Here is a 25,209-nt window from a genome sequence, read left to right as displayed (position 1 = left end):
TATTGCTGCCGATCTAGTCCGCATCCAGAACCACGGGGGTCCGAATCTCGGCCTTGTCGGGGGTGAAGTCCACGCCGAAATAGGGGCCGATATAGGCATAGCCCGTCAGGCCGATGCCCCCCAGAATGATTAACAAGATCAGCCACTTGATCAGTCGTAGCATAAATAGTCTGCCTCTGCCTTCCTGCCTTTTTCCTGCAATATAGCTGGCCTTTTGCCCAAGATCACGTCATTCAACCGTGAACCATCGAAAACCGGGGCGCCGAGACCCCGAAAACGACGAGTGATACGGGACGAAATGGGCTGGACGCTGAAGAAGACCATCGTGATGGTTGGCATGATGGGGGCAGGGAAGACGGCCGTGGGCCGGGCCTTGGCCGAAGAGCTGGGCGTGCCTTTCCTGGACACCGATCATGAAATCGAAACCGCGGCCTCGATGACCATCGCCGAGATCTTCGACCGCGATGGCGAACCCTTCTTTCGCGCGCGGGAAACCGAGGTCATTCAACGGCTTCTGGATGGGCGGCCCTGTGTGCTTTCGACCGGTGGCGGGGCCTATCTGGCCGACCGCAACCGCAGCCTGATTTCGCAAAAGGGCGTAGCGGTCTGGCTGAACGCGGATCTCGAACTGTTGTGGAGCCGGGTGAAGCACCGCAACACCCGCCCGCTGCTGAAGACGCCCGACCCCAAGGGGACACTGACCGCGTTCTATGAAAAACGCGTGCCGATCTACCAGCAGGCGGATCTCGAGGTTCCCGCCTCGCCCGACATTTCGGTCCAGGACATGGCCGCCCGCGTGGCCCAGGCCGTGGCGCAGCGCCCCGACGTATTGGAGAGAAAATGACCGCCGAAAATCCTCAGACGGTTCACGTCGCCCTGGGCGATCGCAGCTATGACATCCAGATTGGAGAAGGGCTTCTGGCGCAGTCCGGGCGCTGGATCGCGCCGCTTCTGGCGCGCCCCCGGGTGGCCGTTCTGACCGATGAAAACGTGGCGGCCCAACACCTTGACGCCTTCCGCGCCGGCATGGCCGCCGAGGGGATTGAGGTCGTCGCCCTGTCCCTGCCGCCCGGTGAGGCCACCAAGGGGTGGGAGCAGTTTTCCCGCGCGGTCGAATGGCTGCTGGAACAGAAGGTCGAACGCCGCGACGTGGTTGTCGCGCTTGGTGGCGGCGTGATTGGCGATCTCGCGGGCTTTGCCGCCGCCGTGCTGCGCCGGGGCGTGCGGTTTGTGCAAGTGCCGACCTCGCTTCTGGCGCAGGTGGACAGTTCCGTGGGCGGCAAGACCGGGATCAATGCGCCGCAGGGCAAAAACCTGATCGGGGCGTTTCATCAGCCCAGCCTGGTGCTGGCGGATACCGGCGTGCTGGCGACCCTGCCGGAACGGGATTTCCTGGCCGGTTATGGCGAGGTGGTGAAATACGGGCTTCTTGGCGATGCCGCGTTCTTCGACTGGCTGGAAGGAAATGCACCGAAGATGGCCGCCGGTGACATGGCGGCGCGGATCCACGCCGTCCGCCGGTCGTGCCAGATGAAGGCCGATATCGTCGCGCGGGATGAAACCGAACAGGGCGATCGTGCACTTCTGAACCTGGGTCATACCTTCTGTCATGCGCTTGAAAAGGCGACGGGATATTCCGACCGCCTGCTGCACGGCGAAGGCGTGGCCATCGGCTGTGCGCTTGCGTTTGAACTGTCGTCGCGTCTGGGCCTGTGTTCGCAGGAAAGCCCCAGCCGGGTGCGGGCGCATCTGCGCGACATGGGCATGAAGGTCGATCTGGCCGACATCCCCGGCGATCTGCCCGCGGCCGAGGAACTGTTTGCCTTGATGGGGCAGGACAAGAAGGTCGTCGACGGGCAGATCCGCTTCATCCTGGCCCGCGGGATCGGAGAGGCCTTCGTGACCTCGGACGTGCCAAGTGACAAAGTCATTGCGCTTTTAGATGAACGTCTTTCCGCAAGGCATTGATCTGGAAAAGTAAAGGCTGATTTGGTCAGCCTGACTGCCGGGATTTCGCGACATTTCGTAGTCTGTTTGCGACACGCCAATGTCGCAGTTGCACAATTATGCGCCGCAGATGCATGTTGATCCGATCACTTTTGCGCTACCATTGCCCCCAAGGGACGCGCCCTTTTAACCGGGGACGTCGCCTTCCATTAGCCCGAAAACAATACCTGGCCGTCAGAGCCGGGGGGCTTTCCTTACGGGGGATACAATGACGGAAAACAGTGACGAAACGGCTCCGGGCATCCCGGCACCCGAGGGGGCCGCGGCGGTGATCGACACCGATTACGAAGTCGGACAGAACAATATCGACGGGCAGGTCGGGCCCTTCGGATTTGACATCCACAACCCGGTCTTCCTGATTTCGGGCCTCGCGATCGTGGCCTTTGTCTTCTACACGCTCGCGCTGCCCGATCAGGCGGGCGCGGCGTTTTCGTGGATGTTCGGCGCGGTGACGAAGGGCTTTGACTGGTTCTTCCTGGGCGCGGCGAACATCTTTGTGCTGTTCTGCCTTTTCCTGATCGTCTCGCCGCTTGGCAAGGTCAGGCTGGGCGGGGCCGAGGCATCGCCGGATTATTCCTATGTCGGATGGTTTGCGATGCTGTTTGCGGCCGGTATGGGCATCGGGCTGATGTTCTATGGCGTGTCCGAACCGATGAGCCATTTTTCATCCGCTATGGGCGGCACCGCTGCCGAAGGCGGGGTGCGCACCGACTGGGCCCCGCTTGGCGCGGCTGCCGGGAACGAAGCCGAGGCTGTGCGCCTTGGCATGGCGGCGACGATCTTCCACTGGGGGCTGCACCCCTGGGCGATCTGCGCGGTCGTGGCGCTGGCGCTTGCCTTGTTCAGCTATAACAAGGGCTTGCCCCTGACGATCCGGTCGGCCTTCTACCCGATCCTGGGCGATCGCGTCTGGGGATGGTGGGGCCATGTGATCGACACGCTGGCGGTCTTTGCCACGCTGTTCGGTCTTGCGACCTCGCTCGGGTTCGGCGCGACGCAGGCCAACGCGGGTCTGAACGAATTGTTCGGCATCCCGATCGGCCCCTCGACCGAGGTGATCCTGATTTTCGCCATCACCGCCATTGCGCTCATCTCGGTTCTTCGGGGCCTGGACGGCGGGGTGAAGGTGCTGTCGGAAATCAACATGGGGCTGGCCTTCCTTCTGCTGGTCTTCGTGCTGATCGCCGGGCCGACCCTGGCCACCCTGACGGGCTTTGCCGACTACCTGGTGGCCTACGTGCAGTACCTGCCGGCGCTGTCGAACCCCGTGGGGCGTGAAGACGTGAACTTCATGCAGGGCTGGACCTCGTTCTACTGGGCCTGGTGGATTTCCTGGTCGCCCTTCGTCGGCATGTTCATCGCCCGCGTCAGCCGGGGCCGCACCGTGCGGGAATTCGTGATCTGCGTGCTGCTGATCCCCTCGCTGGTCTGCGTGCTGTGGATGTCGGTCTTCGGTGGCGTTGCAATCCAGCAGGTGCTTCAGGACGGCTATACCGCCGCGCAGGAAGCCCCGCTTGAACTGAAACTTTTCAAGATGCTCGACGCTCTGCCGCTGGCCTCGATCACCTCGTTCATCGGGATCATTCTGGTCATCGTCTTCTTCGTGACCTCGTCGGATTCCGGGTCGCTGGTGATCGACACGATCACGGCGGGTGGCAAGGTCGACGCGCCGGTGCCGCAGCGGGTCTTCTGGTGCATCTTCGAAGGCGCCGTGGCCATCGTGCTGCTGCTGTCGGCGGGCGGCCTGGGATCGCTGCAATCTATGGTGATCTCGACGGGTCTGCCGTTCACCATCGTGCTGCTGGTGATGTGCTTTGCGATCTACCGCGGTCTGCGGTCCGAACGCCGGGCCTGAGCCATCCGGTCAAAACGATTGAAAGGGGGCGCTTCGGTGCCCTCTTTTTTGTGGGAATCTTCGTGCCGGACTTGATCCGGGGCCCGGCCCGCTACGTATCAAGACTATGAGCGAGAAGAAAAAAACCATCCTGTGGCTGCGGCGTGACCTGCGGCTGGGCGACAATCCGGCACTGGTGGCCGCCGTGGAACGGGGCGCGGTGATCCCGGTCTTCATCCATGACGACAGCGTGGCGGGCCTTGGGGCCGCGCCGAAATGGCGTCTGGGGCAGGCGATTGCGGCGTTTCAGTCCCGCCTGGAAGAGGCCGGATCGCGGATGATCCTGCGCCGTGGCCCCGCGCGCGAGGTGCTGGAGGATCTGGTTGATCAGACTGGGGCCGATGCTGTCTATTGGTCGCGGCTGTACGATCCGCAGGCCATCGAACGCGACAGCCGCATCAAAGAAGCCCTGAAGGATCAGGGGCTTGAGGTGCAAAGCTTCAACAGCCACCTGATCTTTGAACCCTGGGAGGTCGAGACCAAGCAGGGTGGCATGTATCAGGTCTATTCGCCCATGTGGCGGGCGGTGAAGGATCGTGAGGTCGACGCGCCGCTGAGCGAGCCGAGCCTGTCAGGGCCGGAGAGCCGCCCCGACAGCTGGCCCGACAGCGAGGACCTGGAAGACTGGAAGATGGGGGCCGCCATGCGGCGCGGGGCGGAGGTTCTGGCGCAGCACTGCAAACCGGGAGAGGCCTCGGCGCTAGCGCGGCTCTCGGCGTTTTCGGCGCATCATATGGACGGCTACAAGGCGCGGCGGGACTTTCCCGGCGAAGATGCCTGTTCGGGCCTGTCCGAATATCTGACCTACGGCGAAATCTCGCCCCGGACACTCTGGCACGCGGCGCTGCGCGGCGAGGCGGCGGGCAAGGCCGGCGCGGAACATTTCCGCAAGGAAGTTGTCTGGCGCGAATTTGCCTACCATCTGCTCTATCACACGCCGCGTCTGGTGGATCAGAACTGGCGTGACGGCTGGGAGGATTTCGACTGGTCCGAGGATGAGCGCCGGCGCGAGGTCAAGGCCTGGAAACAGGCGCGCACCGGGGTGAAATTCGTCGATGCCGCCCTGCGCGAGATGTATGTGACCGGACGGATGCACAACCGGGCGCGGATGGTCGTCGCCTCGTACCTGACCAAGCATATGCTGGTGCATTGGCGCGTCGGCCAGAAATGGTTCGAGGATTGCCTGACCGACTGGGACCCGGCCTCGAACGCCATGGGCTGGCAATGGGTGGCGGGCTGCGGACCGGACGCCGCGCCCTATTTCCGCGTCTTCAACCCGGACACCCAGCTTGAGAAATTCGACCCCGACGGCACCTATGTGCGCGCGTGGATCGCCGAAGGCTCTGCCCGGCCCACCAAGACTGCGCTGTCCTACTTCGACGCCGTGCCGCAAAGTTGGGGGCTGTCGCCCGATGACGCCTATCCCGATCCGATCGTGCCGCTGGACGAAGGGCGCAAGGCGGCGTTGGCGGCCTATGAGGCGCTGAAATCCGAATAAGTGCCCTCGACATCGGGGTTTTTGTGTTAAAGTTTTGTTAAAGTCGCCCCGGGGCCGCAGGCTTCGGGGATATCACCTGACGGATATGACAGGAGCATCCGCCATGATCCGAACCGAGATTTCCGGGGAAACCGGGCTGCCGCGCTACTTCGGCAAGGTCTTCCAGATGGCGTCTCAGATGCCCGTCGGGCGGCTGGACTTTCACCTGTCGGATGGCCGGATCTTCCGGGCCGAAGGCGCGCGCCCCGGCCCCGTGGCCGAGCTTCACGTGCACAACGACGACATCTTTGCCCGGCTGATCCGCGAAGGCGACCTGGGCTTCTGTGACGCCTATCTTGAAGGCTGGTGGTCCTCGCCCGATCTGCAGGCCTTTCTGGATCTTCTGCATGCGGGCAATGACGAACTTTATGACGGCTTCCCGGGCATGGCCCTGGTGCGCGCCTATGAACGGATGCGCCATTGGATGAACCGCAACACCAAGACGCAGGCGCGCAAGAACATCTCGTATCACTATGATCTTGGGAATGAATTCTACGGTCTGTGGCTGGATGACAGCATGACCTACAGCTCGGCCCTGTTCCAGACCGGGCAGGAAAGCCTCGAGGCGGCGCAGCGGGCTAAGTACAAGTCCATGGTCGATCAGATGGGTGTGCAGCCCGGCGATCACGTGCTGGAAATCGGCTGTGGCTGGGGCGGTTTCGCGGAATATGCCGCGAAGGAACGCGGGCTGCGGGTCACCGGTCTGACCATCAGTGAAGAGCAGTTGAAGTACGCGCGGGAGCGTATTGAAAAGGCGGGACTTTCCGACCTTGTTGATCTGAAGCTTCAGGATTACCGCGACGAGACGGGGCTGTATGACGGCATCGCCAGCATCGAGATGTTCGAGGCCGTGGGCGAAAAATACTGGCCGGTCTATTTCAACGCGGTGCGCGACCGGCTGCGGCCCGGACGGTCCGCCACGCTGCAGATCATCACCGTGCAGGACCGGCGCTTTGAGACCTATCGAAAAGGCGTTGATTTCATTCAGAAATACATCTTCCCCGGCGGTATGCTTCCCAGCCCCTCCGCCCTGCGGGCAGAGGTCGAGAAGGCAGGCCTAACCCTTAGAAAATCAATCGAATTCGGCCCTAGCTACAGTCAGACGCTGCGGCGCTGGCACAGCACCTTCAACGACCACTGGGACCGCATCGCGGACATGGGGTTCGATGACCGCTTCCGGCGGATGTGGAATTTCTACCTGACCTCTTGCGCGGCGGCCTTCGAGGGCGGTAACTGTGACGTAACGCAGATCACGATTACGCGGCCTGCCTGATCCCGGAGGCCTGAGCAGTCTGACACCAGCGGATCGGGCCTGATAAGGGAGAAACCCGATGCCCACTGCTGCCAAGGTCATTGCAGCCCTTTGTCTTGCCTTTGTCGCCTGGGTCGTCTCGGGCTTGTCGAAACAGGTGCTTGGTCTTCTGGATACCGGCAACCTCGTGTTGGTGTCGGTGGTCGTGGGGGCCGTCTGCGGCTGGTCCATCCTGGGCCGCAGGGCCGACCGGGGGGAACTGGGATACGGCAATGCAATCGGCGTCGGCCTGACCGCCATGGCGATGGTGGTCTTCTGGGTCATGCTGGCCGTCTGCGTCAAAGAAAGCTTCGACGTCGCGGTCAGCCGCCGGTTTCATGACCCAATGAAGGTGATCTATGGGCTGCTGCCGATCGCCAAGAAGTACGGCCAGGTTTTTCTGAACACCGACATCCTGATCTGGCTTGGGGCCGGGGGCGCGGTCTCGGGGATCCTGGCGCATATGGCCGGGAAGAAGTGGCCGGGGCGCTAGGATGGTCAAACCTGTTTTCCTGTTCGGAACGCTGCGCGACCCGCAGCTGCTGGATCTTGTCGCCGGTGAGCCGGTGGTGCAGGAACCCGCAGTCCTGTACGGCTGGCGGATCGCCGGGGTAGACCAGGCGGTCTATCCGGTGCTGGTGCGGTCGGACGGCGATCAGGCGCAGGGTGCGGTGATCCGGGTGTCGCAAAAGGCGCTGGACCGGTTGGTCCATTATGAAGACGCCTTTGGCTATGACATCGAGGAAGTCGAGGTCGTGACCGACGCAGGGCCCGAACAGGCGCTGGTCTTTCAGCCGATCGAAGGCGGGCCTGCGCCGCATGGCGACTGGGCGCTGTCGGACTGGCAGGCGTCCTCGGGCGCGCGGTCACGCTTTGCCGCGCAGGAGCTGATGTCCTACATGGGCCGCTTCTCGGGCGGGGCGCTGCAGTTCCGCCGCGCCCAGGCCGAGGCCCGCGCCCACAGCCGGGTCGAGGCGACGCAGATGCCGCGCCCGCAGGTCGGCACCGATATCCCCGCCTCCGAGGTGCAGGTGAAAAGCCAGCAGGCCGATCACGCCGGATACTTTGTCACTGAAACCATCCAGCTGCGCCACCCGACCTTCCAGGGCGGCCTGAGCGAAGAGATCACCCGCGAAGTTTTCGTTGCGGCCGAGGCGGTTATCCTGCTGCCCTATGACCCCGTGCGCGACAGGATCCTGCTGGTGGAACAGTTCCGCATGGGACCCTGGCGGCGCGGTGCGACCTATCCCTGGATGCTGGAACCCGTTGCTGGTCGTGTCGATCCCGGCGAAACCCCGGAAAGCACCGCCCGGCGCGAGGCCGTGGAAGAGGCCGGGCTGACCCTGCGCGGGCTGGAACGCATCGGATCGGGCTATCCGACGCCGGGCTATTCCACCGAATATTTCCACGTCTTCCTGGGGCTCTGCGATCTGCCCGACGGTATCGAAGGGCACCACGGCGAGGCAGAGGAACACGAAGACATTCGGACCCATGTTCTGGATTGGGCGCAGGCAGAGGATCTTTTGTCCCGGGGAGAGGCGGACAACATGCCTCTTGTTCTCGCCTTGGTCTGGCTTTCGCGCGAACGGTCCAGATTGCGCGCCACCGCTTGAGTTGCCCGTGGCACCCAGTTACATCTGAAGGGCAAGATGTGAAAGGATAGCCCCATGCTCGTCGCTCAGGATCTGGCCCACGCGGTCGGCAATACCCCGATGATCAAACTGCGCAAGGTCAGCGAGGAAACGGGCTGCACCATCTTGGGCAAGGCCGAGTTCCTGAACCCCGGTCAGTCGGTCAAGGACCGCGCCGCGCTGTGGATCATCAAGGACGCCATCGCCAAGGGCCAGCTGGAGCCGGGCGGCACGATCGTCGAAGGCACCGCCGGCAACACCGGCATCGGCCTGGCGCTGGTCGGGGCGTCGATGGGGTTCAAGACCGTCATCGTCATCCCTGAAACCCAGAGCCAGGAAAAGAAGGACATGATCCGCCTGGCCGGCGCGCATCTGGTTCAGGTTCCTGCGGTTCCCTACAAGAACCCCAACAACTACGTGCGCTATTCCGAACGGCTGGCGGCGGAACTGGCGACGACCGAAGCGCATGGCGCGGTCTGGGCGAACCAGTTCGACAACGTGGCCAACCGCCAGGCGCATATCGACAGCACCGGGCCGGAGATCTGGGAACAGACGAACGGCAAGGTCGACGGCTTCGTCGCCTCGGTCGGGTCGGGCGGCACGCTGGCCGGTGTTGGCCTGGCGCTGCAGCCCAAGGGCGTGAAGATCGGCCTGGCCGATCCCATGGGCTCGGGCGTCTACAGCCTGTACAAGGATGGTGAGGCCAAGCCGGAAGGCGGGTCGATCACCGAAGGCATCGGGCAGGGGCGCATCACCCGCAACCTCGACGGGTTCCGCCCCGACATGATGTACCAGATCCCCGATGAAGAGGCGCTGCCCTACGTCTTTGATCTGCTGGCCGAAGAGGGCATCTGCGTCGGCGGATCCTCGGGCATCAACATCGCCGGCGCGGTGCGCCTGGCGCGCGAGTTGGGCCCGGGTCACACCATTGTCACGGTGCTGTGCGACTATGGCACGCGGTATCAGTCGAAACTGTTCAACCCCGCGTTCCTGAAGGAAAAGAACCTGCCCGTGCCGGAATGGATGGATGGCTCGCCGCGCTCGATCCCCGGCGTGTTCGAAGAGTGATCGAAAGACTAAGACAGGCCGCCCTTTGGGTCGTGCTGATGACCACGCTGCTGATCGGCAGCGTGGTTTCCGTTTTTGCGCAGGACATCGATTACGACGCCTGGGTAGATGTGGCCGCCCGCGCCGAGACGGCAATCGGGGCCGAGGCGGCCTCGGAACAGGCGTTCGAGGTGCTGCGGGAAGAGCTGACCAATTGGCGTCAGACCTTTCAGGCCGCCCGGTCCCAGAACGCCGCCGCGATCGAGGCCGTGCGCGCCCAGATCGACGCCCTTGGCCCAAAGCCCGAAGAGGGCGAGGAAGCCCCCGAAACGGCGCAGCAGCGCGACACGCTGAACACACGGCTGAACGATCTGCGCGCGCCCGTGCAGCGCGCCGAGGTCGCCTATAGCCGGGCCGACGCGCTGATCGCGCAGATCGACCGTATCCTGCGTGACCGGCAGGCGGACCGTCTGCTGGAACTGGGTCCGACGCCGCTGAACCCGGTGCTCTGGCCCCAGGCGGTGACGGCGCTGGTCGACTTCTTCACCCGCACCGCGGATGACATCCAGAACAATTGGACCAACCCGGCGCGGCGCGCGGACTTCCAGCAAGTCCTTCCCATGACGGTGTTTTTCCTGACGCTGGCCTTCATCCTGACGCTGCGCGGGCGCTACTGGGTCGAACGGCTTGCCTCGCGCCTGCAGGACCGGGACCGCACGGCGGAACGCTGGCTGGCGGGCTTTGTCGTGTCGATCGGGCAGATCATCGTGCCGGTCGTCGGCTTCATCTGCCTGGCGATCGCGGGGCTGTCGACGGAAATGCTGGGTGCCCGGGGCGAGATGCTGGTGCAGGCTCTTCCGGCGGCGGGGTTCCAGTTCTTCGCGGCGCGCTGGCTGGGCGGGCGGCTGTTCCCGCGCACCGACAAATTCGAGCTTCCGCTGGCGCTTGACGGGATCCGCCGGGCCGAGGGGCGCATCCACGCGCTGACCCTGGGGCTGGTGCTGTTCCTGATCGAACCGCTGCGTCGCATCCAGGATTTCGCTGGTTGGGGGGCCGAGGTCACCTCGGTCCTGACCTTCCCGCTGCTGGTGGTCGCGGCGCTGGCGCTGCTGCGTCTGGCGCAACTTCTGCTGCGCCACGCCAAGGAAACCGCCGAGACCGAGGTGGATGTCAAAAGCCGCCTGCTGACCATCCTGTCGCGGATCACCATGGCCGTGGCCGTCGCCGGGCCGATCTTTGCCGCCATCGGCTATTTCAACGCCGGTGAGGCGCTGGTTTATCCCACCATCGCATCGCTTATGCTGATGGCGCTTCTGGTGGTGCTGCAGCGTCTGGTGGACGAACTTTACATCCTGTTCACCCGCAACCGCGACGGCGTGAAAGAAGCGCTGACCCCGGTGCTGGCCGGATTCGCGCTGGTGCTGGTGTCGATCCCTGCCTTTGCGCTGATCTGGGGCGCCCGCGTCACCGACCTGACCGAGCTTTGGACACGGTTCCTTGCCGGTTTCTCGCTTGGGGATACGCGGATCAGCCCAACCGATTTCCTGACCTTCGTGGTGATCTTCGCGATCGGCTATGTCGCCACCCGCATGGTGCAAAGCGCGCTGCGGACGACGGTGCTGCCCAAGACCAAGCTGGACGTGGGCGGTCAGAACGCCGTCGCCTCGGGCATGGGCTACGTGGGGATCTTTGCCGCCGGGGTGATCGCGGTCACAAGTGCCGGGCTGGACCTGTCGTCGTTGGCGATTGTCGCCGGTGCGCTGTCGGTCGGGATCGGTTTCGGCCTTCAGAACATCGTGTCGAACTTCGTGTCGGGGATCATCCTGCTGATCGAACGGCCCGTGGCCATCGGCGACTGGATCCAGGTCGGCGGGCAGATGGGCTATGTGCGCGACATCTCGGTCCGCTCGACCCGGATCGAGACCTTCGACCGCACGGATGTGATCGTGCCCAATGCGGATCTGGTGTCCGGCACGGTGACGAACTGGACGCGCGGCAACCTGGTCGGGCGCATCATCGTTCCGGTCGGGGTGGCCTATGGGTCGAACACCCGCCAGGTCGAGAAGATCCTGCAAGAGGTGGCCGAGGCCCAGCCCATGGTGCTTCTGAACCCGCCGCCCTTCATCCTGTTCAAGGGGTTCGGTGCGGATTCCATGGATTTCGAGATCCGGGCGATCCTGCGCGACGTGACCGCGATCCTGCAGGTCCAGACCGAGATGAACCACCAGATCACCGAACGATTTGCCGAGGCCGGGATCGAGATTCCCTTTGCGCAGCGCGACATCTGGCTGCGCAACCCCGAGGCCCTGCGCCCGGACACCGCGCCGCCCGCCGCCACCCCGGTGGCAGAGCCGCTGACCAGGGACGAAGCCCAGGCCGCCGAACAGCAACTGACGCCCGAGGATCTGCCGGGGTCCCAAGACGGTGAGACAGGCGATGCTTCGGGCGACGGGGGCGAGGGTCGATAAGACCGGCCGCCCGGTCGAAGAGACGCCTGTTTCCCCTGCCGCAGGGCGGCGCATGACGCATGCAAAGGACCCGACGCTCGCTGGCGTCAACCGGCGGGGTTCCGCCGAAGCCTCTGAAGTTTCTCGGAACATTCCTGATTTGCGCGGGTTGGACACCCCACACGACGACGGCACCGACCACAACGGTCTGCCTGTCGGGAAGGGGCCGCACCGGTCCCGCAATGAAGGAGTAAGACTATGTTCGCCAAGACCCTCGGCCTGAGCGCCGCAGCCATCCTGACCGCCACCACCGCGATGGCCTCGACCGATGCGACTGCCACCACCGATCTGAACCTGCGCGATCTGCCCGACCCGCGCGGCGCGATCCTTGATGTCATCCCCGGTGACGCCATGGTTTCCGTCGACGAATGCGTTCTGGACGGCGCATGGTGCAAGGTCAGCTATGAAGGTACGCAGGGCTGGGCCTATAGCCCTTACCTGACCGCTTCGCTGGATAACCAGCCGACGGTTGTCTATCAGAACGTCTCCAAGCTCGACGTGGAAACCGTTGACGTGAACAAGGACGACCGTGAACGCGCCGCCGCCATCGGTGGTCTGGGTGCCGGTGCTCTTGCCATGTCGCTGATCGGCGGTCCTGCCGCCGTGGCCGGTGCCGCAGCTGTTGGTGCCATCGCCGGCAACGAAGCCGTGCCCGAGAAGACCGTGACCTATATCACCGCCAACCCGGTTCAGCCGGTTTATGTGGAAGGTGAAGTGGTCGTTGGTGCCGGCATCCCGCAAGAGGTCACCCTGACCGCGATCCCGGAAAGCGACTATCGCTACGTCTACCTGAACGGCAACCCGGTCGTGGTGGACGGTGAACGCACCATCGTGCGCGTGATCCGGTAACCATCCCCGGTTGATCCAGCCTTGGATCAAGGCCTGTCCCGTATCCCGGGGCGGGCCTTTTCCTTTCGCGTTCAGGTCAAGGGGGCGGGGCGTTGACCTTGGGCCGCCTGCGCGCGATGGTCGCCGCAGGCCAGCCCCTTGCCAGCCCCAAGTCCCTGTATGACGCCCCATGACCCGCGTCCGGCCCGACACCGGGACCGATGCGGGGCGCGCGTCACAAGACCCAAGCGAAGGAGCAGCCCGATGCAGATCACCGAAACCTGTCCCATTTTCCGCAGCTTTGACGAAGGCAAGGCGCGGGCCTTCTACCTTGACTGGCTGGGGTTCAAGGTGCAGTTCGAACACAGGTTCCACCCCGGAGCGCCGCTTTACATGGGGATCCAGCGGGGCGGGCTGGTGCTGCATCTGTCGGAACATCACGGCGATGCCACCCCCGGCAGCATAACGTTCGTGCGGATGCGCGCCGTGAAGGCCCTGCACGAAGAGATCATGGCGCGGCCCTACGCCAACAACCGCCCCGGGTTGGAGGACGCCCCCTGGGGCCTGACCTTTGAAGTGATCGACCCCTTCGGCAACCGTCTTCGTTTTGCCGAGGCTCAGGAAGGCTGACGACCCGTCACGTGGCATGCGCAGCCGCAGGGGCATCATGCGGAAATGGCGCGGCGATCCGGCCAACGGACCGGGCCAACGGACCCGGCCAAAAGAGCTGGTCGGGGATCTTTTTGACAGTTTTTTGTCAGAACCTGCAAAAGGTGTGAAAATACGGGTTGAACCCCCCGCCGGGCATTGTGTATGAGCGGCCTCGGAGAGGTGGCCGAGTGGTCGAAGGCGCACGCCTGGAAAGTGTGTAGGCGGGGAACCGTCTCGAGGGTTCGAATCCCTTCCTCTCCGCCACAACCCCCTGAAATCTATTTTGGATTTGCCGCTTGTATGGGTGCTTTGCCTGTCGCGTCGGGGGTGTGAAACGCAAAAACCCGGCCCCCAAGGGGCCGGGTTTTGTCGTGTCAGAACCGGGGGATAAGTCGGTTGATCAATTTTCCCCGGCCAGAAGGGCGGCATTGCCCCCGGCAGCGGTGGTATCGACGCAGAGGTGGCGTTCCTGGCAGGCGTGGCCGCGGTCCGGCAGCCCGGTGATCAGCGGCAGGATCGGCCCCGGACGTTCGCACAAGGCGTCCGCATAGGCGCGCGCCGTGCCCGCATCGCCCCACCAGACCAACCCGCCGAAATCGGGCAGATCCGCCAGCCTGTCTGCCGGCAGCGCGGCGACGGGCAGGGCGATGCCGCCCAGGGCCTCGATCCGGGCGATCTGCGCCTTGCGCGCGGCCTCTCCCGGTCCGGCGCAAAGCACCGGGGGACGGGGCAGGATCGACAGGCGGTTCAGCTCTCCGGTCGGGCCGGGCAGGACGTGCTGCGTGACCTGTGCCTTCCTCGGCGCGGTTAGCGCCTTGGACAGGGCGGCGACATCCGTGGCCTTCGCATCCTCGGCCTGGGGCTCGGGCGCGGCGCGGCGGGTGAACCGTGCCAGGTAGGTCGGGCCGCCCGCCTTGGGACCGGTGCCTGACAGGCCTTCGCCGCCAAAGGGCTGGGATCCGACGATGGCGCCGATCTGGTTGCGGTTGGCATAGATATTGCCGGCATGCACGGCCTCGGCCACCTGCTGAACCCGGTCGTCGATGCGGCTGTGCAGCCCGAAGGTCAGCCCATAGCCGGTGGCGTTCACATCGGCGATCACCCGGTCCAGATCCGCCGCGCGATAGGTGGCGACATGCAGCACGGGGCCAAAGACCTCGCGGCCCAGGTCGCCGATGCCAGCGACGCGGATCAGCGCGGGGGCCACGAAGGATCCGTCCTGCGGGGCGGTCAGGCGGTGGATCAGGCGACCCTCGGCTGCGGCGGCCTCGACATGGGCGGTGATCTCATTCGCCGCCTGGGCGGTGATGATCGGGCCCACGTCCGTCGCGATGTCCCAGGGGTTGCCCAGGGCCAGTTCGTCCATGGCCCCGGTCAGCAGCCGAAGGAAGGGCTTGGCGATGTCTTCCTGCACGTACAGGCAGCGCAGCGCGGAACAGCGCTGACCCGCCGACTGGAAGGCCGAGGCGACGATGTCGCGGATCGCCTGTTCGGGCAGGGCGGTGCTGTCCACGATCATGGCGTTCAGCCCGCCGGTTTCCGCGATCAGCGGCGTGCCCGGGGCGCAGCCCTTGGCCATGGCCGCCTGGATGCGCCGCGCGGTGGCGGTGGATCCGGTAAAGGCCACCCCCGCCACGCGCGGGTCCGAGGTCAGCGCGGTGCCGATCACCCGGCCTTCCCCCGGCAGCAGTTGCAACGCCGTGGCGGGCACGCCCGCCGCCAGCAGGTGGCGCACCGCCCAGGCGGCGATGGCGGGCGTCGTTTCGGCCGGTTTGGCCAGGACGGCGTTGCCGGTGGCCAGGGCCGCGGCAATCTGGCCGGTGAAGATGGCCAGGGGGAAGTTCCAAGGGCTGATGCAGGTGAAGATGCCGCGTGCGGGCGCGTCCTCTTGCGCGGCGCGGGCGGCGTAGTAGCGCAGGAAATCCACCGCCTCGCGCAGTTCGGCGACGGCGTCGGCCAGGGTCTTTCCGGCCTCGGTGGCAAGAAGGGCGAAGGCCTCGCCATAATGCGCCTCGTAAAGGTCGGCGGCGCGGTTCAGCACCTCCGCCCTTGTGGCGACGGGCGCATCCCAGGGGCGGGCGGCGGCCAGCGCGCGTTCGGCATCCCGGGTCGAGGCCATCTGCGTGGTGCCGATCTTCGCGCCTGTCGCCGGGTTCAGGTTGTCATGGCTGGTCCGCGTCTCGGCCCGGTCACCGGTCTGATCATCGGCCAGGATCGGCGCAACGGTCAGCTTACCCAAAGGCGCACGGTCGGCGTCGATCTGCGCCAGCGTGGTGACATCCTGAAGATCCCAGCCGCGGGAATTGCGCCGCTCGGGCTGGAACAGGTCCGGGCCATGGGTCAGCTGCTGATCGCGGGGCCGGTCCAGCGCGGCAAAGGGGCAGGCGGCGACCTCCTCGGGGGGGACGTCCTCGTCGACGATCTGGTTGACGAAGGACGAATTCGCCCCGTTTTCCAGCAGGCGGCGCACCAGATAGGCCAGCAGGTCGCGATGCGCGCCGACGGGGGCGTAGATCCGGCAGCGGGTGCCTTCGCGCTTTAGCACGATGTCATGCAGCGCCTCGCCCATGCCATGCAGACGCTGGAATTCAAAGGCCTCGTGCGGCAGATCGCGGGCCATTTCCAGCACGGCGGCCACGGAATGGGCGTTGTGGGTGGCGAATTGCGGATAGATCCGGTCGGTCAGCGACAGCAGGCGGCGGGCCAGGGCGATGTAGCTGACATCGCTGGCTTCCTTGCGGGTGAAGACGGGGAAATCTTCCAGCCCCTCGACTTGGGCCAGCTTGATTTCGCTGTCCCAGTAGGCCCCTTTGACCAGACGCACCATGATGCGGCGGTCGTGGGTTTCGGCCATCTGGTACAGCGCCTCGATCACGTCACCGGCGCGGCGGCCATAGGCCTGGGCGACGATGCCGAAACCTTCCCATCCGGCCAGCTGGGGATCGGCCAGCGTGGCCTCGATCACCTTCAGCGACAGGGCCAGGCGGTCGGCCTCTTCCGCGTCGATGTTCAGCCCGATACCGGCGGCGGCGGCCTGACGGCAGAGGTCGGTCAGAACGGGCACCAGTTCGGCCATGACGCGCGGGGTCTTGGCGACCTCGTAACGCGGGTGCAGCGCCGACAGCTTGACCGAGATCCCGGGGTTCGACCGCACGTCCGCCCCCTTGGCGGCACCGGCGATGGCGGTGATGGCATCGGTATAGGCGCGGGCATAGCGATCGGCATCGGCGCGGGTCATCGCCGCTTCACCCAGCATGTCATAAGAGTAGGTGAAGCCGTTGGATTCCTTGCGCTTCGCGCGGTCCATCGCGGATTGGATCGTCTCGCCCAGAACGAACTGACGGCCCATCTGGCGGATCGCGGCCCCGACGGCGTTGCGGATCACCGGCTCACCCATGCGGCGCACCATGGACCGCAGGGTGCCGGCCACGCCAGGTTCCTTCTTCTCAAGCACGCGGCCGGTCAGCATCAACCCCCAGGTCGAGGCATTGACCAGAGGAGAGGTCGAATGCCCCAGGTGCGAAGACCAGTCCGACGGCGCGATCTTGTCTTCGATCAGCGCGTCGATGGTGGCGGCGTCCGGCACGCGCAGCAGCGCCTCGGCCAGGCACATCAGCGCCACGCCTTCCTCGGTCGACAGGCCGTATTCGGCCAGGAAGACCTCCATCAGACCGGGGTCCGAGGCATCGCGGATCTCTTTGACCAGGGCGGTGGCGCGGGTGACGATGGCGGCGCGGGCCGGGCCATCCAGGTCGGCCAGGGCGATCAGGTCGGACAGAAGCGCGGCTTCATCGCGGTGTTTGTTGCGGTCCCAGGCGGGGTTGATGTCGATCATGGGGTGTCTCCAGGTGTTGGGACCAGAATACAGGGTTTCGCATGGGCGGTTTTCCTGCAATGCTGTGATCGAAGGCCGTTTGGCCTGAATTTTGGCCCGATCTTAGGCGATATGATCCATGAGTGACGCGCAGCTTGATACTTTCGATCACCGCATCCTGTCCGTGCTGGCCGTGGATGGACGGATTTCCATGACCGCGCTTGGGGCCCAGGTCGGGCTGTCCAAGACGCCCGTGACCGCGCGGGTCAAACGGTTGGAGGCCATGGGCGTGATCACCGGCTACCGGGCGGAACTATCGGCGGCCAAGCTGGGGCTGGACCACGTGGCCTTTCTGGAAGTGCGGCTGTCCGACACGCGCGAGGCGGCGTTGAAGGAATTCAACGCCGCCATCCGCAAGATCCCCCAGGTCGAGGCCTGTCACATGATCGCCGGCGGCTTCGACTACCTGGTGAAGATCCGCACGCGGGACATCGTGGATTATCGGCATGTGCTGGGGGAACAGATCTCTCGTCTGCCGTATCTCGCGTCGACCTCGACCTATGTGTCGATGGAATCCGTGCGCGATCATGGGGTTGTGTCGCCCTGAGCATCGGTTCCGCGCCCTTTCGCTTAGACATTTCCCGATCGCTTCGCCATGATCAGGGAAGGGAGCAGGGGCAGGACCGACGGACGAAGGAAGACAAGTGTGACGGCCAAGAAGATCACCATCAAGGACGTGGCGCGCAAGGCGGGTGTCTCGGTCGGGACGGCCAGCCGGGCGATGAATGCCGCGCCGGGGGTCATGGCCCGCACCAAAGAGATCGTCGAACAGGCCGCGCGGGATCTGGGCTATCGGCCCAATGCCGCCGCACGGGCGCTGCGGTCGCGGTCGTCGCGCTTGATCGGCTGTCTGTTCTCGGATCTTGAAAACCCGCTTTATACGCGGCTGTTCAACGCCTTGCAGGACAAATGGGCGGAAGAGGGGTTCGTCACCCTGATCACCGCCAGTTCGGAAAAGCTGGACCGGGAAGTCCGCGCGATCCGCACCTTTGCCGAACGCGGGCTGGACGCCATCGTCATCGCACCGGGCAACCAGGACGACCCAGAGCTTCTGAAACTTCTAGAGGATTTCCCGGCCCCGATCTTCATCGTCGACCGCGATATGGAGACCGAGGCCGACCGGGTGCTGTTCGACCACGCAGAGTCGATCCAGGAGGCCGTGCAGCACCTTGTGCATCTGGGTCACCGGCGGATCCTGCCGGTGTTTTCCCAGCTGGCCACGCGGCCCGGGCTTTTGCGCCACGCGGCCTTTGACGCCGCTATGGCCGCGGCGGGGCTGGAGGTGCCGGAAAAGGTGATGCCGGTGACGCCCAATTCGTCCGTCTTTGCCGAGGTGAAGGCGGTTCTGGCATCCCCCGACCGGCCGACCGCGTTGCTGGTGCAGGGGTCCGTGGTGCTGTCCTCGGTGCTGAATGCAATCGCCAATGCCGGGCTGCGCGTGCCCGAGGACGTGTCCCTGATCGCTGTCGGCGACAGCCCCATGGCCGAGGAACACGTGCCGCCGATCACCGCCCTGCGGTTGGAGCGCGAGATCCTGATCGACCGGGTCTCGGCGCAGGTGCTGGGGCGGATCCGGGGCGATCGCGGACCGGCGCAGACCAGCCATATCCGCTATCGCCTGGTGGATCGCGGTTCCTGTTTCGACCTTCGGTAGTAGTTTAAAACCGGCTCTCAGGTGTCTGAAATCAGGTGTTAATCCTGCGTCAGCGCGGCCTTGACCCAGATCGCGGCCAGCACCAAGGCGATGATCGCGTTCCATGAAGCCATCGACAGGCCAAGCATGGACCAGGCGACCTCGTCACAGCGGATCAGCGGGGCGTTCATGATCTTGTCGAAAAGCTCATCCGCCGACAGGTTGCCCATCCCCGAGGACGTGCAGGTCGACGGGCCTTCCCACCATCCGCGTTCCACCCCGGTGTGAAAGATCCCGATGCCGGCCGTCGCCAGCGCGGCCAGCGCGCCCAGCCAGGCCAGCAGACGGTTGCCAAGCGCCAGGGCCAGCGCGCCGATGGCGATGGCGGCGGCATGGGGCCAGCGCTGCCAGAGGCAGAGCTTGCAGGGCGCAAGCCCGCCGATGTGTTGAAAGGCGAAGGCCCCCAGAAGCAGGGCCAGGGATCCGCCGGCGGCGATCAGGGTCAGGGTACGGAACTTGGTCATAGGAAGCGTATCACTGCGAAACCGCCCAGGAGGGCAAGGAAAAAGATCGTGAAGACAAGGCCCAGACGCTTTTCGATAAAGCTGCGCACCGGCGGCCCGAAGTAGAACAGCAGCCCCGCCACGATGAAGAACCGCAGCCCCCGCGCGATGATCGAGGTGACGATGAAGGTCGCCAGCGGCATGCCCGTCCAGCCGGCCATGATGGTGATGACCTTGTAGGGAAAGGGCGTAATGCCTGCGCCCAGCACCGCCCAGAAGCCCGCATCGACGAAGGTCTGGTTGAAGGCCTCCATCGCGTCGCCCTTGCCCATGGCCGCCAGGATCGGCTGGCCCAGGCCTTCGTAGGCCAGCGCGCCAATGGCATAGCCCAGCATGCCACCCAGGACGGATGACACCATGGCCACGCCGGCGATCAGCCAGGCACGCCGGGGTGCCGCGATGATCATCGGGATCATCAGCAGGTCGGGCGGGATCGGGAAGAACGAGGCCTCGATGAATGAGATGAAGGCGAGCACCCACAAGGCGTTGTGGTGTTCGGCCATACGGATCGTCCAGTCGTAGAGTTTGCGCATGTCTCTGCCCGGTTTGCCTGACCTTTTGTCCAGTCGCAGGAAACACGCGCAGGTCACAGGGTCAAGTCATGTGGGCCGGGCGGGGCAGTCCAGTGGCCCGCATTCCCGCTGGACGTGGTTTGCATCTTTGAGTAGGAGGTTCGGACCGGATCCGCGGATCCGGCCAGAGGTGCCCAAGTGGCGGAATGGTAGACGCAGGGGATTCAAAATCCCCCGGCCGCGAGGTCATGTCGGTTCGAGTCCGACCTTGGGTACCAGCATCTCTTGATAATCCAGTTTAACGCTGAACCGCCCGGCACAGCCCCCGGAATGCGGTTTGGGAATTCGTTTACGATTCGGGCGTTTACCCTGTTTGGTGCCATATTCCCGGAACCAATCCCGTATCGCCCCTGCGATTGGTGACGAAGCTTGGACAAAAACGGGGCGGATCACGGCGAATTGTGTGCGGATTTTGGCGGACTTCGGCCCGGCTCCGATGCCTCAGGTTGACGCAAGGTTCGCCGAAAGGTTGTGGGGTTAGGGACTGGTTAAGCTTTAATTTTCCCTTAATTTCTGTGGGCAAAGGGGGGATGGTGCCGTGAGGCCTGGGTCAGCTGGCTGCCGCAAAGCGTGTGAAACCGGGGCAAAGCGGGCTGAAATGGGGCGCGGCGACGGCCCGCCGACATTAATTTTCCGAGGTTTTTTCCTTTGTTCGACATGTTCAGGGGCTTAAAACATCAAGTGCCCGACTGGGTGGGCACCAATCAGACGGCCATGGGGCGGCTGTCGACTGTCATGCATCCAAGGGATGTGTACCCGGTTTCGGGGCCCGGTCGATCATTCGGCCAGGCGGGACGCCACAAGGCAGAAGGACCATGTGTCCAGCGCCGGCGGTCCAGGCACGACCCAAGGATACAGGACAATGGATTTGGATGACGGTGTCGCGGCGCGCGCACCGGCCGCAACACCGGACGGATCAGTCTGATCCCGATGGTCACGAAGGGTGAGACTATGACTGGGTTCTTTTTCTGGGACTGGCTTAAGCACGATCACGACTCGCACGGGTCCGGAGGGTCGACCACGACCACGCCGACCCCGGCGCCCGACGGATATGTCGAAGGCACCAATGGCGCGGACACGATCGGCGCGGGTTACACCGACAGTGACGGCGACAAGATCGACAGCAATGACGCGCTGCTTCCCGGAGAGATGGGCGACGATGACATCGTGATCGCCGGTGACGGCGCAGACGTGGTGCATTCCGGTCAGGGCAATGACGAAGTCTATGGTGGCGGAGCCGGTGACACGGCCTACGGAGGCCAGGGCAATGACGTGATTTATGGTGACGAATCCCGCGATAGCGCGCCCGGGGGATCCTCCGTCACCAAATCCTACGACTGCAAAGACCTGATCAATACCTCTTGCGATGGCAACAAATGGTTCGACTGGGGCCATCTGAGCTTTGACAAGCTGTCCCACAAACATGCCTGGGACCAGAAGCTGACCTTCGAGCTGGACAAATCCGTCCTGCTGAAGGGCCTGGTCTTCGATGACGCGCATCTGGGCGCGAAGGTGAAAATCACCGCCGAAGACGGCAAGATCCTGTTTGAAGGCCAGGTGAACACCCAGGCCGATGCCTATACGCTGGACCTGAACATCGACGCCGCCGCCAAGATCGAACTGTGGACCAATGGCTCGTGCCAGGTGACCCAGATCGATTACCACGAAGGTGGTTTCGACGGTCTGGACGCCGGTGTGCCCGGTGCGGACAGCCTGGAAGGCGGTTCGGGTGATGACACGATCTTTGGCAACGAAGAGAACGACACCATCAAGGGCGACGAAGGCAACGACGTTCTTTACGGCAACGAAGGCGACGATTCCGTCGAAGGCGGGCAGGGGGATGACCTGATCTTTGGCGACAATGGCTCGCATTCCGGTCCCGGAACGCCCGGCGGCTCGGGCGAGCGGGAAAGCTTTGAATGGGACAAGGCCCCGGATCCGAACGGATCGGGCGGGATCGACAACCAGGACGACATCTCGGGCGGGTTCACGCAGAACACCGGGTCGGTGGATGTGAACTTCTCGGTCGTGACCTCGAACAAGACGCCGGAAACCCGGTTCGAAACCGACACCCAGAAGGTGCATTCGATCAACACGGGCGGGGCCGAGGCGGACAAGTCCTCCTCGATGGCGTCGCATCTGAACAGCACGGGCGAAAGCGCGACCTATGCCTGGGACTTCAGCTCCTCGGTCGGGAATGTGTCGTTCCGGATCAATGACATCGACGCGGATTCCAAGGTCATCATCAAGGCCATCGGCCCCGATGGCATCCTGACCGAAATCGACGTGCAGGCGGAATGGGGCACCCATCTGACCCTGACCGACGCCGACGGGATCGGCGGCAAGGAAGTCGTGACCCATTTGGGCAGCGACCTGGCCCCCGATGACAGCCCGGCACATTCGGTGCTGGTGAACATCCCCGGTCCGGTGGCGCAGCTGCAGGTCACCCATGTGCAGAACGGCGATCACACCTCGGAAATTAACGTCACCGACATCTATTTCGACGCGCTGGAAGACACCGGCGGGATTGGTGGCGGCGATGACGTGGCCGGCGACGATACGCTTCTGGGCGGCTCGGGCGACGACACGATCTATGGCAACATGGGCGACGATTCCATCGAGGGCGGCGCAGGTGCCGACCTGATCTATGGCGACAACGGCGACATGGATGCCGGCGGTTCCGACGACGGTCCGCGCGAAAGCTTCAACTGGCAGCCCGTGTCCCAGGGCCAGGCCGACAGCACGGTCACCCAGAACACCGGGTCGGTCGATGTGACCTACACCCGGATCAAGGACACCGGCCGCCACGAATCCGAAATCGACAACAACGCCGATCTGAACACCAGCGGGATCGACACCGGCGGTGAGACGATCGACGGCAATTCGGGCCTGAAGTCCCAGACCAAGGGCGACGGCAACGAAGGTGATTTCCAGTGGGAATTCTCTCAGCCCGTCACCAATGTCGACTTCAACATCAATGACCTGGACACCAACGGGGTCGTCACGGTCAAGGCCTGGGATGCCGATGGCAACCCGATCGAAGTCACGCTGACCGGCGGTTCGGGCATGAGCCTGTCGGACACCGACGCCGTGGCCGGTGCCGATCAGGCGCGGTCCAACGTGGGCGATCTCAGCTCGGGTTCGGATGCGAACAACCTTCAGGTCTCGATCGCCGGTCCGGTGTCGAAGATCGTGGTGGAACATGCTCAGGATGGCGCGACCAACTCGGGCATCTATATCACCGACCTCTACTTCAACGTGCCCGACATGACCGGGAACCCCGATTTCGATGGCCAGGGCGGCGACGATACGCTGGCGGGCGGCGAAGGGGCCGACACGATCTATGGCGAAGGCGGCGACGACACCTTTGTCGTGCGCAGCGCCGATGAGGGCGCGGGCGATCAAATCATCGGCGGCAATGGCCCGGTCGAGATTTTCGACCACGACGTGCTGGACCTGCGCGGTGCCGGCCCGGTGACCATCGACAAGGTGATGGATGACACCGACGCCCAGTCCTACAAGGGCACCGTGACCTTCGCAGACGGCCGCACGCTGGAATTCAGCCAGATCGAAGAGATCCTCATTGACGAGGATCCGGTGAACGAAGCCCCGGTTGCCGGCAATGACGCGGCCGAGGGCGACGAAGACACCGTGATCACCATCGACGTGCTGGAGAACGACAGCGATCCGGATGGCGATGCGCTGAGTGTGACTGATGTGACCGATCCGGCCAACGGCTCGATCGAGATTGTCGACGGCAAGCTGGTCTATACGCCGGATGCCGATTTCAACGGCACCGATACCGTGACCTATACGGTGACGGACTCCGAAGGGAACACCGACACCGCCACCGTGACGATCACCGTGAACCCGGTGAACGACGCGCCCGTCGCCAATGACGATGCCGTCAACACGCCCGAGGATCAGCCGGTCACCTTCGACCCGCTGGCCAACGACAAGGATGTGGACGGGGACGAGCTCTCCATCGTCGGTACTCCGGTGTCCGCCAATGGTGGTGAGGTCGTCGTGAACCCCGACGGCACCGTGACCTACACGCCGCCGGCTGATTTCAACGGCACGGACACGATCACCTATACCGTCACGGATCCCGACGGTCTGACCGACACCGCGACGATCACCGTCACGGTTGGCCCCGTGGCCGATGCGCCCGTGGCAGAGGATGACCTGGGCGCAGGCGACGAAGACACCGTGATCACCATCGACGTGCTGGAGAATGACAGCGATCCGGACGGCGACGCCTTGACCGTGACCGATGTGACCGACCCGGCCAATGGCTCGATCGAGATTGTCGACGGCAAGCTGGTCTATACCCCTGACGCCGATTTCAACGGCACGGATACGGTGACCTACACGGTGACGGACTCCGAAGGGAACACCGACACCGCGACCGTCACCATCACCGTGAACCCGGTGAACGACGCGCCCGTCGCCAACGACGACGCCGTCAACACGCCCGAGGATCAGCCGGTCACCTTCGACCCGCTGGCCAACGATACGGACGTGGACGGGGACGAGCTCTCCATCGTCGGCACGCCGGTGTCCGCCAACGGCGGAGAGGTCGTCGTGAACCCCGACGGCACCGTGACCTACACGCCGCCGGCTGATTTCAACGGCACCGACACGATCACCTACACCGTCACCGATCCCGATGGTCTGACCGACACCGCGACGATCACCGTCACGGTCGGCCCCGTGGCGGATGCTCCGGTGGCCGAGGATGACCTGGGCGCAGGCGACGAAGACACCGTCATTACCATCGACGTGCTTGAGAACGACAGCGATCCGGACGGCGATGCTCTGACCGTGACCGATGTGACCGACCCGGCCAATGGCTCGATCGAGATTGTCGACGGCAAGCTGGTCTATACCCCGGATGCCGATTTCAACGGCACCGATACCGTGACCTATACGGTGACCGACTCCGAAGGGAATACCGACACGGCCACCGTCACCATCACCGTGAACCCGGTGAACGATGCGCCCGTGGCCGAGGATGACGCGGACACGACGGATGTTGTCACCCCGGTGACCATCGACGTGCTGGCGAATGACAGCGACGTGGATGGCGATGCGCTGACGGTGACGTCCGTTGAGGATCCGGCGAACGGCTCGGCCGCGATTGTGGACGGCAAGATCGTCTACACGCCGGACGC

The 25,209-nt window shown here is 64.4% G+C and carries 18 protein-coding genes and 2 tRNA genes; 16 read left to right on the top strand and 4 right to left on the bottom strand.

The window, feature by feature from the left end:
• Positions 1-13: 13 nt before the first annotated feature.
• The gene (locus BMX99_RS19685; RefSeq protein WP_170848755.1) at positions 14-163 is read right to left on the bottom strand and encodes a hypothetical protein; all 150 of its coding nucleotides are present in this window, start codon (positions 161-163) and stop codon (positions 14-16) included.
• Between the two features lie 135 nt (positions 164-298).
• On the opposite strand from BMX99_RS19685, the gene BMX99_RS10790 reads away from it, so the two are divergent.
• From BMX99_RS10790 to BMX99_RS10735, 12 genes are all read left to right on the top strand, one after another.
• Positions 299-844, top strand: a complete 546-nt coding sequence (locus tag BMX99_RS10790; protein WP_093451417.1) for a shikimate kinase — start codon at positions 299-301, stop codon at positions 842-844.
• On the top strand, positions 841-1,968 hold the full coding sequence (gene aroB, locus BMX99_RS10785; protein ID WP_093451414.1) for a 3-dehydroquinate synthase: 1,128 nt from the start codon (positions 841-843) through the stop codon (positions 1,966-1,968). The genes BMX99_RS10790 and aroB overlap by 4 nt, the downstream gene beginning before the upstream one ends.
• A 247-nt stretch (positions 1,969-2,215) precedes the next feature.
• Entirely contained in the window at positions 2,216-3,862 is a 1,647-nt protein-coding gene (locus BMX99_RS10780) for a BCCT family transporter (RefSeq protein WP_093451412.1), read from the top strand.
• Between the two features lie 106 nt (positions 3,863-3,968).
• Positions 3,969-5,399 carry a cryptochrome/photolyase family protein gene (locus BMX99_RS10775; protein ID WP_093451409.1) on the top strand — a complete coding sequence of 477 codons (1,431 nt, stop codon included), beginning with the start codon at positions 3,969-3,971 and terminating at the stop codon, positions 5,397-5,399.
• Between the two features lie 103 nt (positions 5,400-5,502).
• The gene (locus BMX99_RS10770; protein ID WP_093451406.1) at positions 5,503-6,711 is read left to right on the top strand and encodes an SAM-dependent methyltransferase; all 1,209 of its coding nucleotides are present in this window, start codon (positions 5,503-5,505) and stop codon (positions 6,709-6,711) included.
• A gap of 58 nt (positions 6,712-6,769) precedes the next feature.
• The gene (locus BMX99_RS10765; RefSeq protein WP_093451404.1) at positions 6,770-7,222 is read left to right on the top strand and encodes a TrgA family protein; all 453 of its coding nucleotides are present in this window, start codon (positions 6,770-6,772) and stop codon (positions 7,220-7,222) included.
• 1 nt (position 7,223) lies between these two features.
• Positions 7,224-8,342 (top strand): NUDIX domain-containing protein, encoded by a 1,119-nt coding sequence (locus BMX99_RS10760; RefSeq protein WP_093451401.1) that lies wholly within the window; start codon positions 7,224-7,226, stop codon positions 8,340-8,342.
• 54 nt (positions 8,343-8,396) lie between these two features.
• Positions 8,397-9,428: a cysteine synthase A gene (locus BMX99_RS10755; protein WP_093451398.1), complete on the top strand. Its 1,032-nt coding sequence runs from the start codon at positions 8,397-8,399 to the stop codon at positions 9,426-9,428.
• Complete coding sequence (locus tag BMX99_RS20010; RefSeq protein ID WP_280140394.1) at positions 9,380-11,875, top strand: DUF3772 domain-containing protein; 2,496 nt, start codon at positions 9,380-9,382, stop codon at positions 11,873-11,875. The genes BMX99_RS10755 and BMX99_RS20010 overlap by 49 nt, the downstream gene beginning before the upstream one ends.
• A 237-nt stretch (positions 11,876-12,112) precedes the next feature.
• Positions 12,113-12,763 (top strand): DUF1236 domain-containing protein, encoded by a 651-nt coding sequence (locus BMX99_RS10745; protein ID WP_093451393.1) that lies wholly within the window; start codon positions 12,113-12,115, stop codon positions 12,761-12,763.
• 243 nt (positions 12,764-13,006) lie between these two features.
• Positions 13,007-13,372 (top strand): glyoxalase superfamily protein, encoded by a 366-nt coding sequence (locus BMX99_RS10740; protein WP_093451390.1) that lies wholly within the window; start codon positions 13,007-13,009, stop codon positions 13,370-13,372.
• Between the two features lie 195 nt (positions 13,373-13,567).
• A tRNA-Ser gene (locus tag BMX99_RS10735) sits at positions 13,568-13,657 on the top strand.
• 136 nt (positions 13,658-13,793) lie between these two features.
• Here the strand turns inward: BMX99_RS10735 and putA are convergent.
• Positions 13,794-17,228: a bifunctional proline dehydrogenase/L-glutamate gamma-semialdehyde dehydrogenase PutA gene (gene putA / locus BMX99_RS10730; protein WP_093451387.1), complete on the bottom strand. Its 3,435-nt coding sequence runs from the start codon at positions 17,226-17,228 to the stop codon at positions 13,794-13,796.
• A gap of 118 nt (positions 17,229-17,346) precedes the next feature.
• On the opposite strand from putA, the gene BMX99_RS10725 reads away from it, so the two are divergent.
• Positions 17,347-17,814, top strand: a complete 468-nt coding sequence (locus BMX99_RS10725) for an Lrp/AsnC family transcriptional regulator (RefSeq protein ID WP_093451382.1) — start codon at positions 17,347-17,349, stop codon at positions 17,812-17,814.
• A 99-nt stretch (positions 17,815-17,913) separates the two neighbouring features.
• Positions 17,914-18,921, top strand: coding sequence for a LacI family DNA-binding transcriptional regulator (locus BMX99_RS10720; protein ID WP_170848756.1), 1,008 nt, complete (start codon positions 17,914-17,916; stop codon positions 18,919-18,921).
• Positions 18,922-18,959: 38 nt separating this feature from the next.
• On the opposite strand, the gene BMX99_RS10715 is transcribed toward BMX99_RS10720, so the two are convergent.
• On the bottom strand, positions 18,960-19,424 hold the full coding sequence (locus tag BMX99_RS10715; protein ID WP_093451377.1) for a disulfide bond formation protein B: 465 nt from the start codon (positions 19,422-19,424) through the stop codon (positions 18,960-18,962).
• On the bottom strand, positions 19,421-19,996 hold the full coding sequence (locus tag BMX99_RS10710) for a YqaA family protein (protein ID WP_093451374.1): 576 nt from the start codon (positions 19,994-19,996) through the stop codon (positions 19,421-19,423). The genes BMX99_RS10715 and BMX99_RS10710 overlap by 4 nt, the downstream gene beginning before the upstream one ends.
• A 171-nt stretch (positions 19,997-20,167) precedes the next feature.
• On the opposite strand from BMX99_RS10710, the gene BMX99_RS10705 reads away from it, so the two are divergent.
• Positions 20,168-20,253: transfer RNA gene (locus BMX99_RS10705), tRNA-Leu, on the top strand.
• 733 nt (positions 20,254-20,986) lie between these two features.
• A partial coding sequence (locus tag BMX99_RS10700) for an Ig-like domain-containing protein (RefSeq protein WP_175480272.1) occupies positions 20,987-25,209 on the top strand: 4,223 nt, incomplete at its 3' end.

This window comes from Pseudooceanicola nitratireducens (assembly GCF_900109195.1).
GTDB lineage: Bacteria > Pseudomonadota > Alphaproteobacteria > Rhodobacterales > Rhodobacteraceae > Pseudooceanicola > Pseudooceanicola nitratireducens.
Note: the sequence above shows the minus strand (reverse complement) of the source record. Positions and strands in the feature narration are given on the sequence as shown.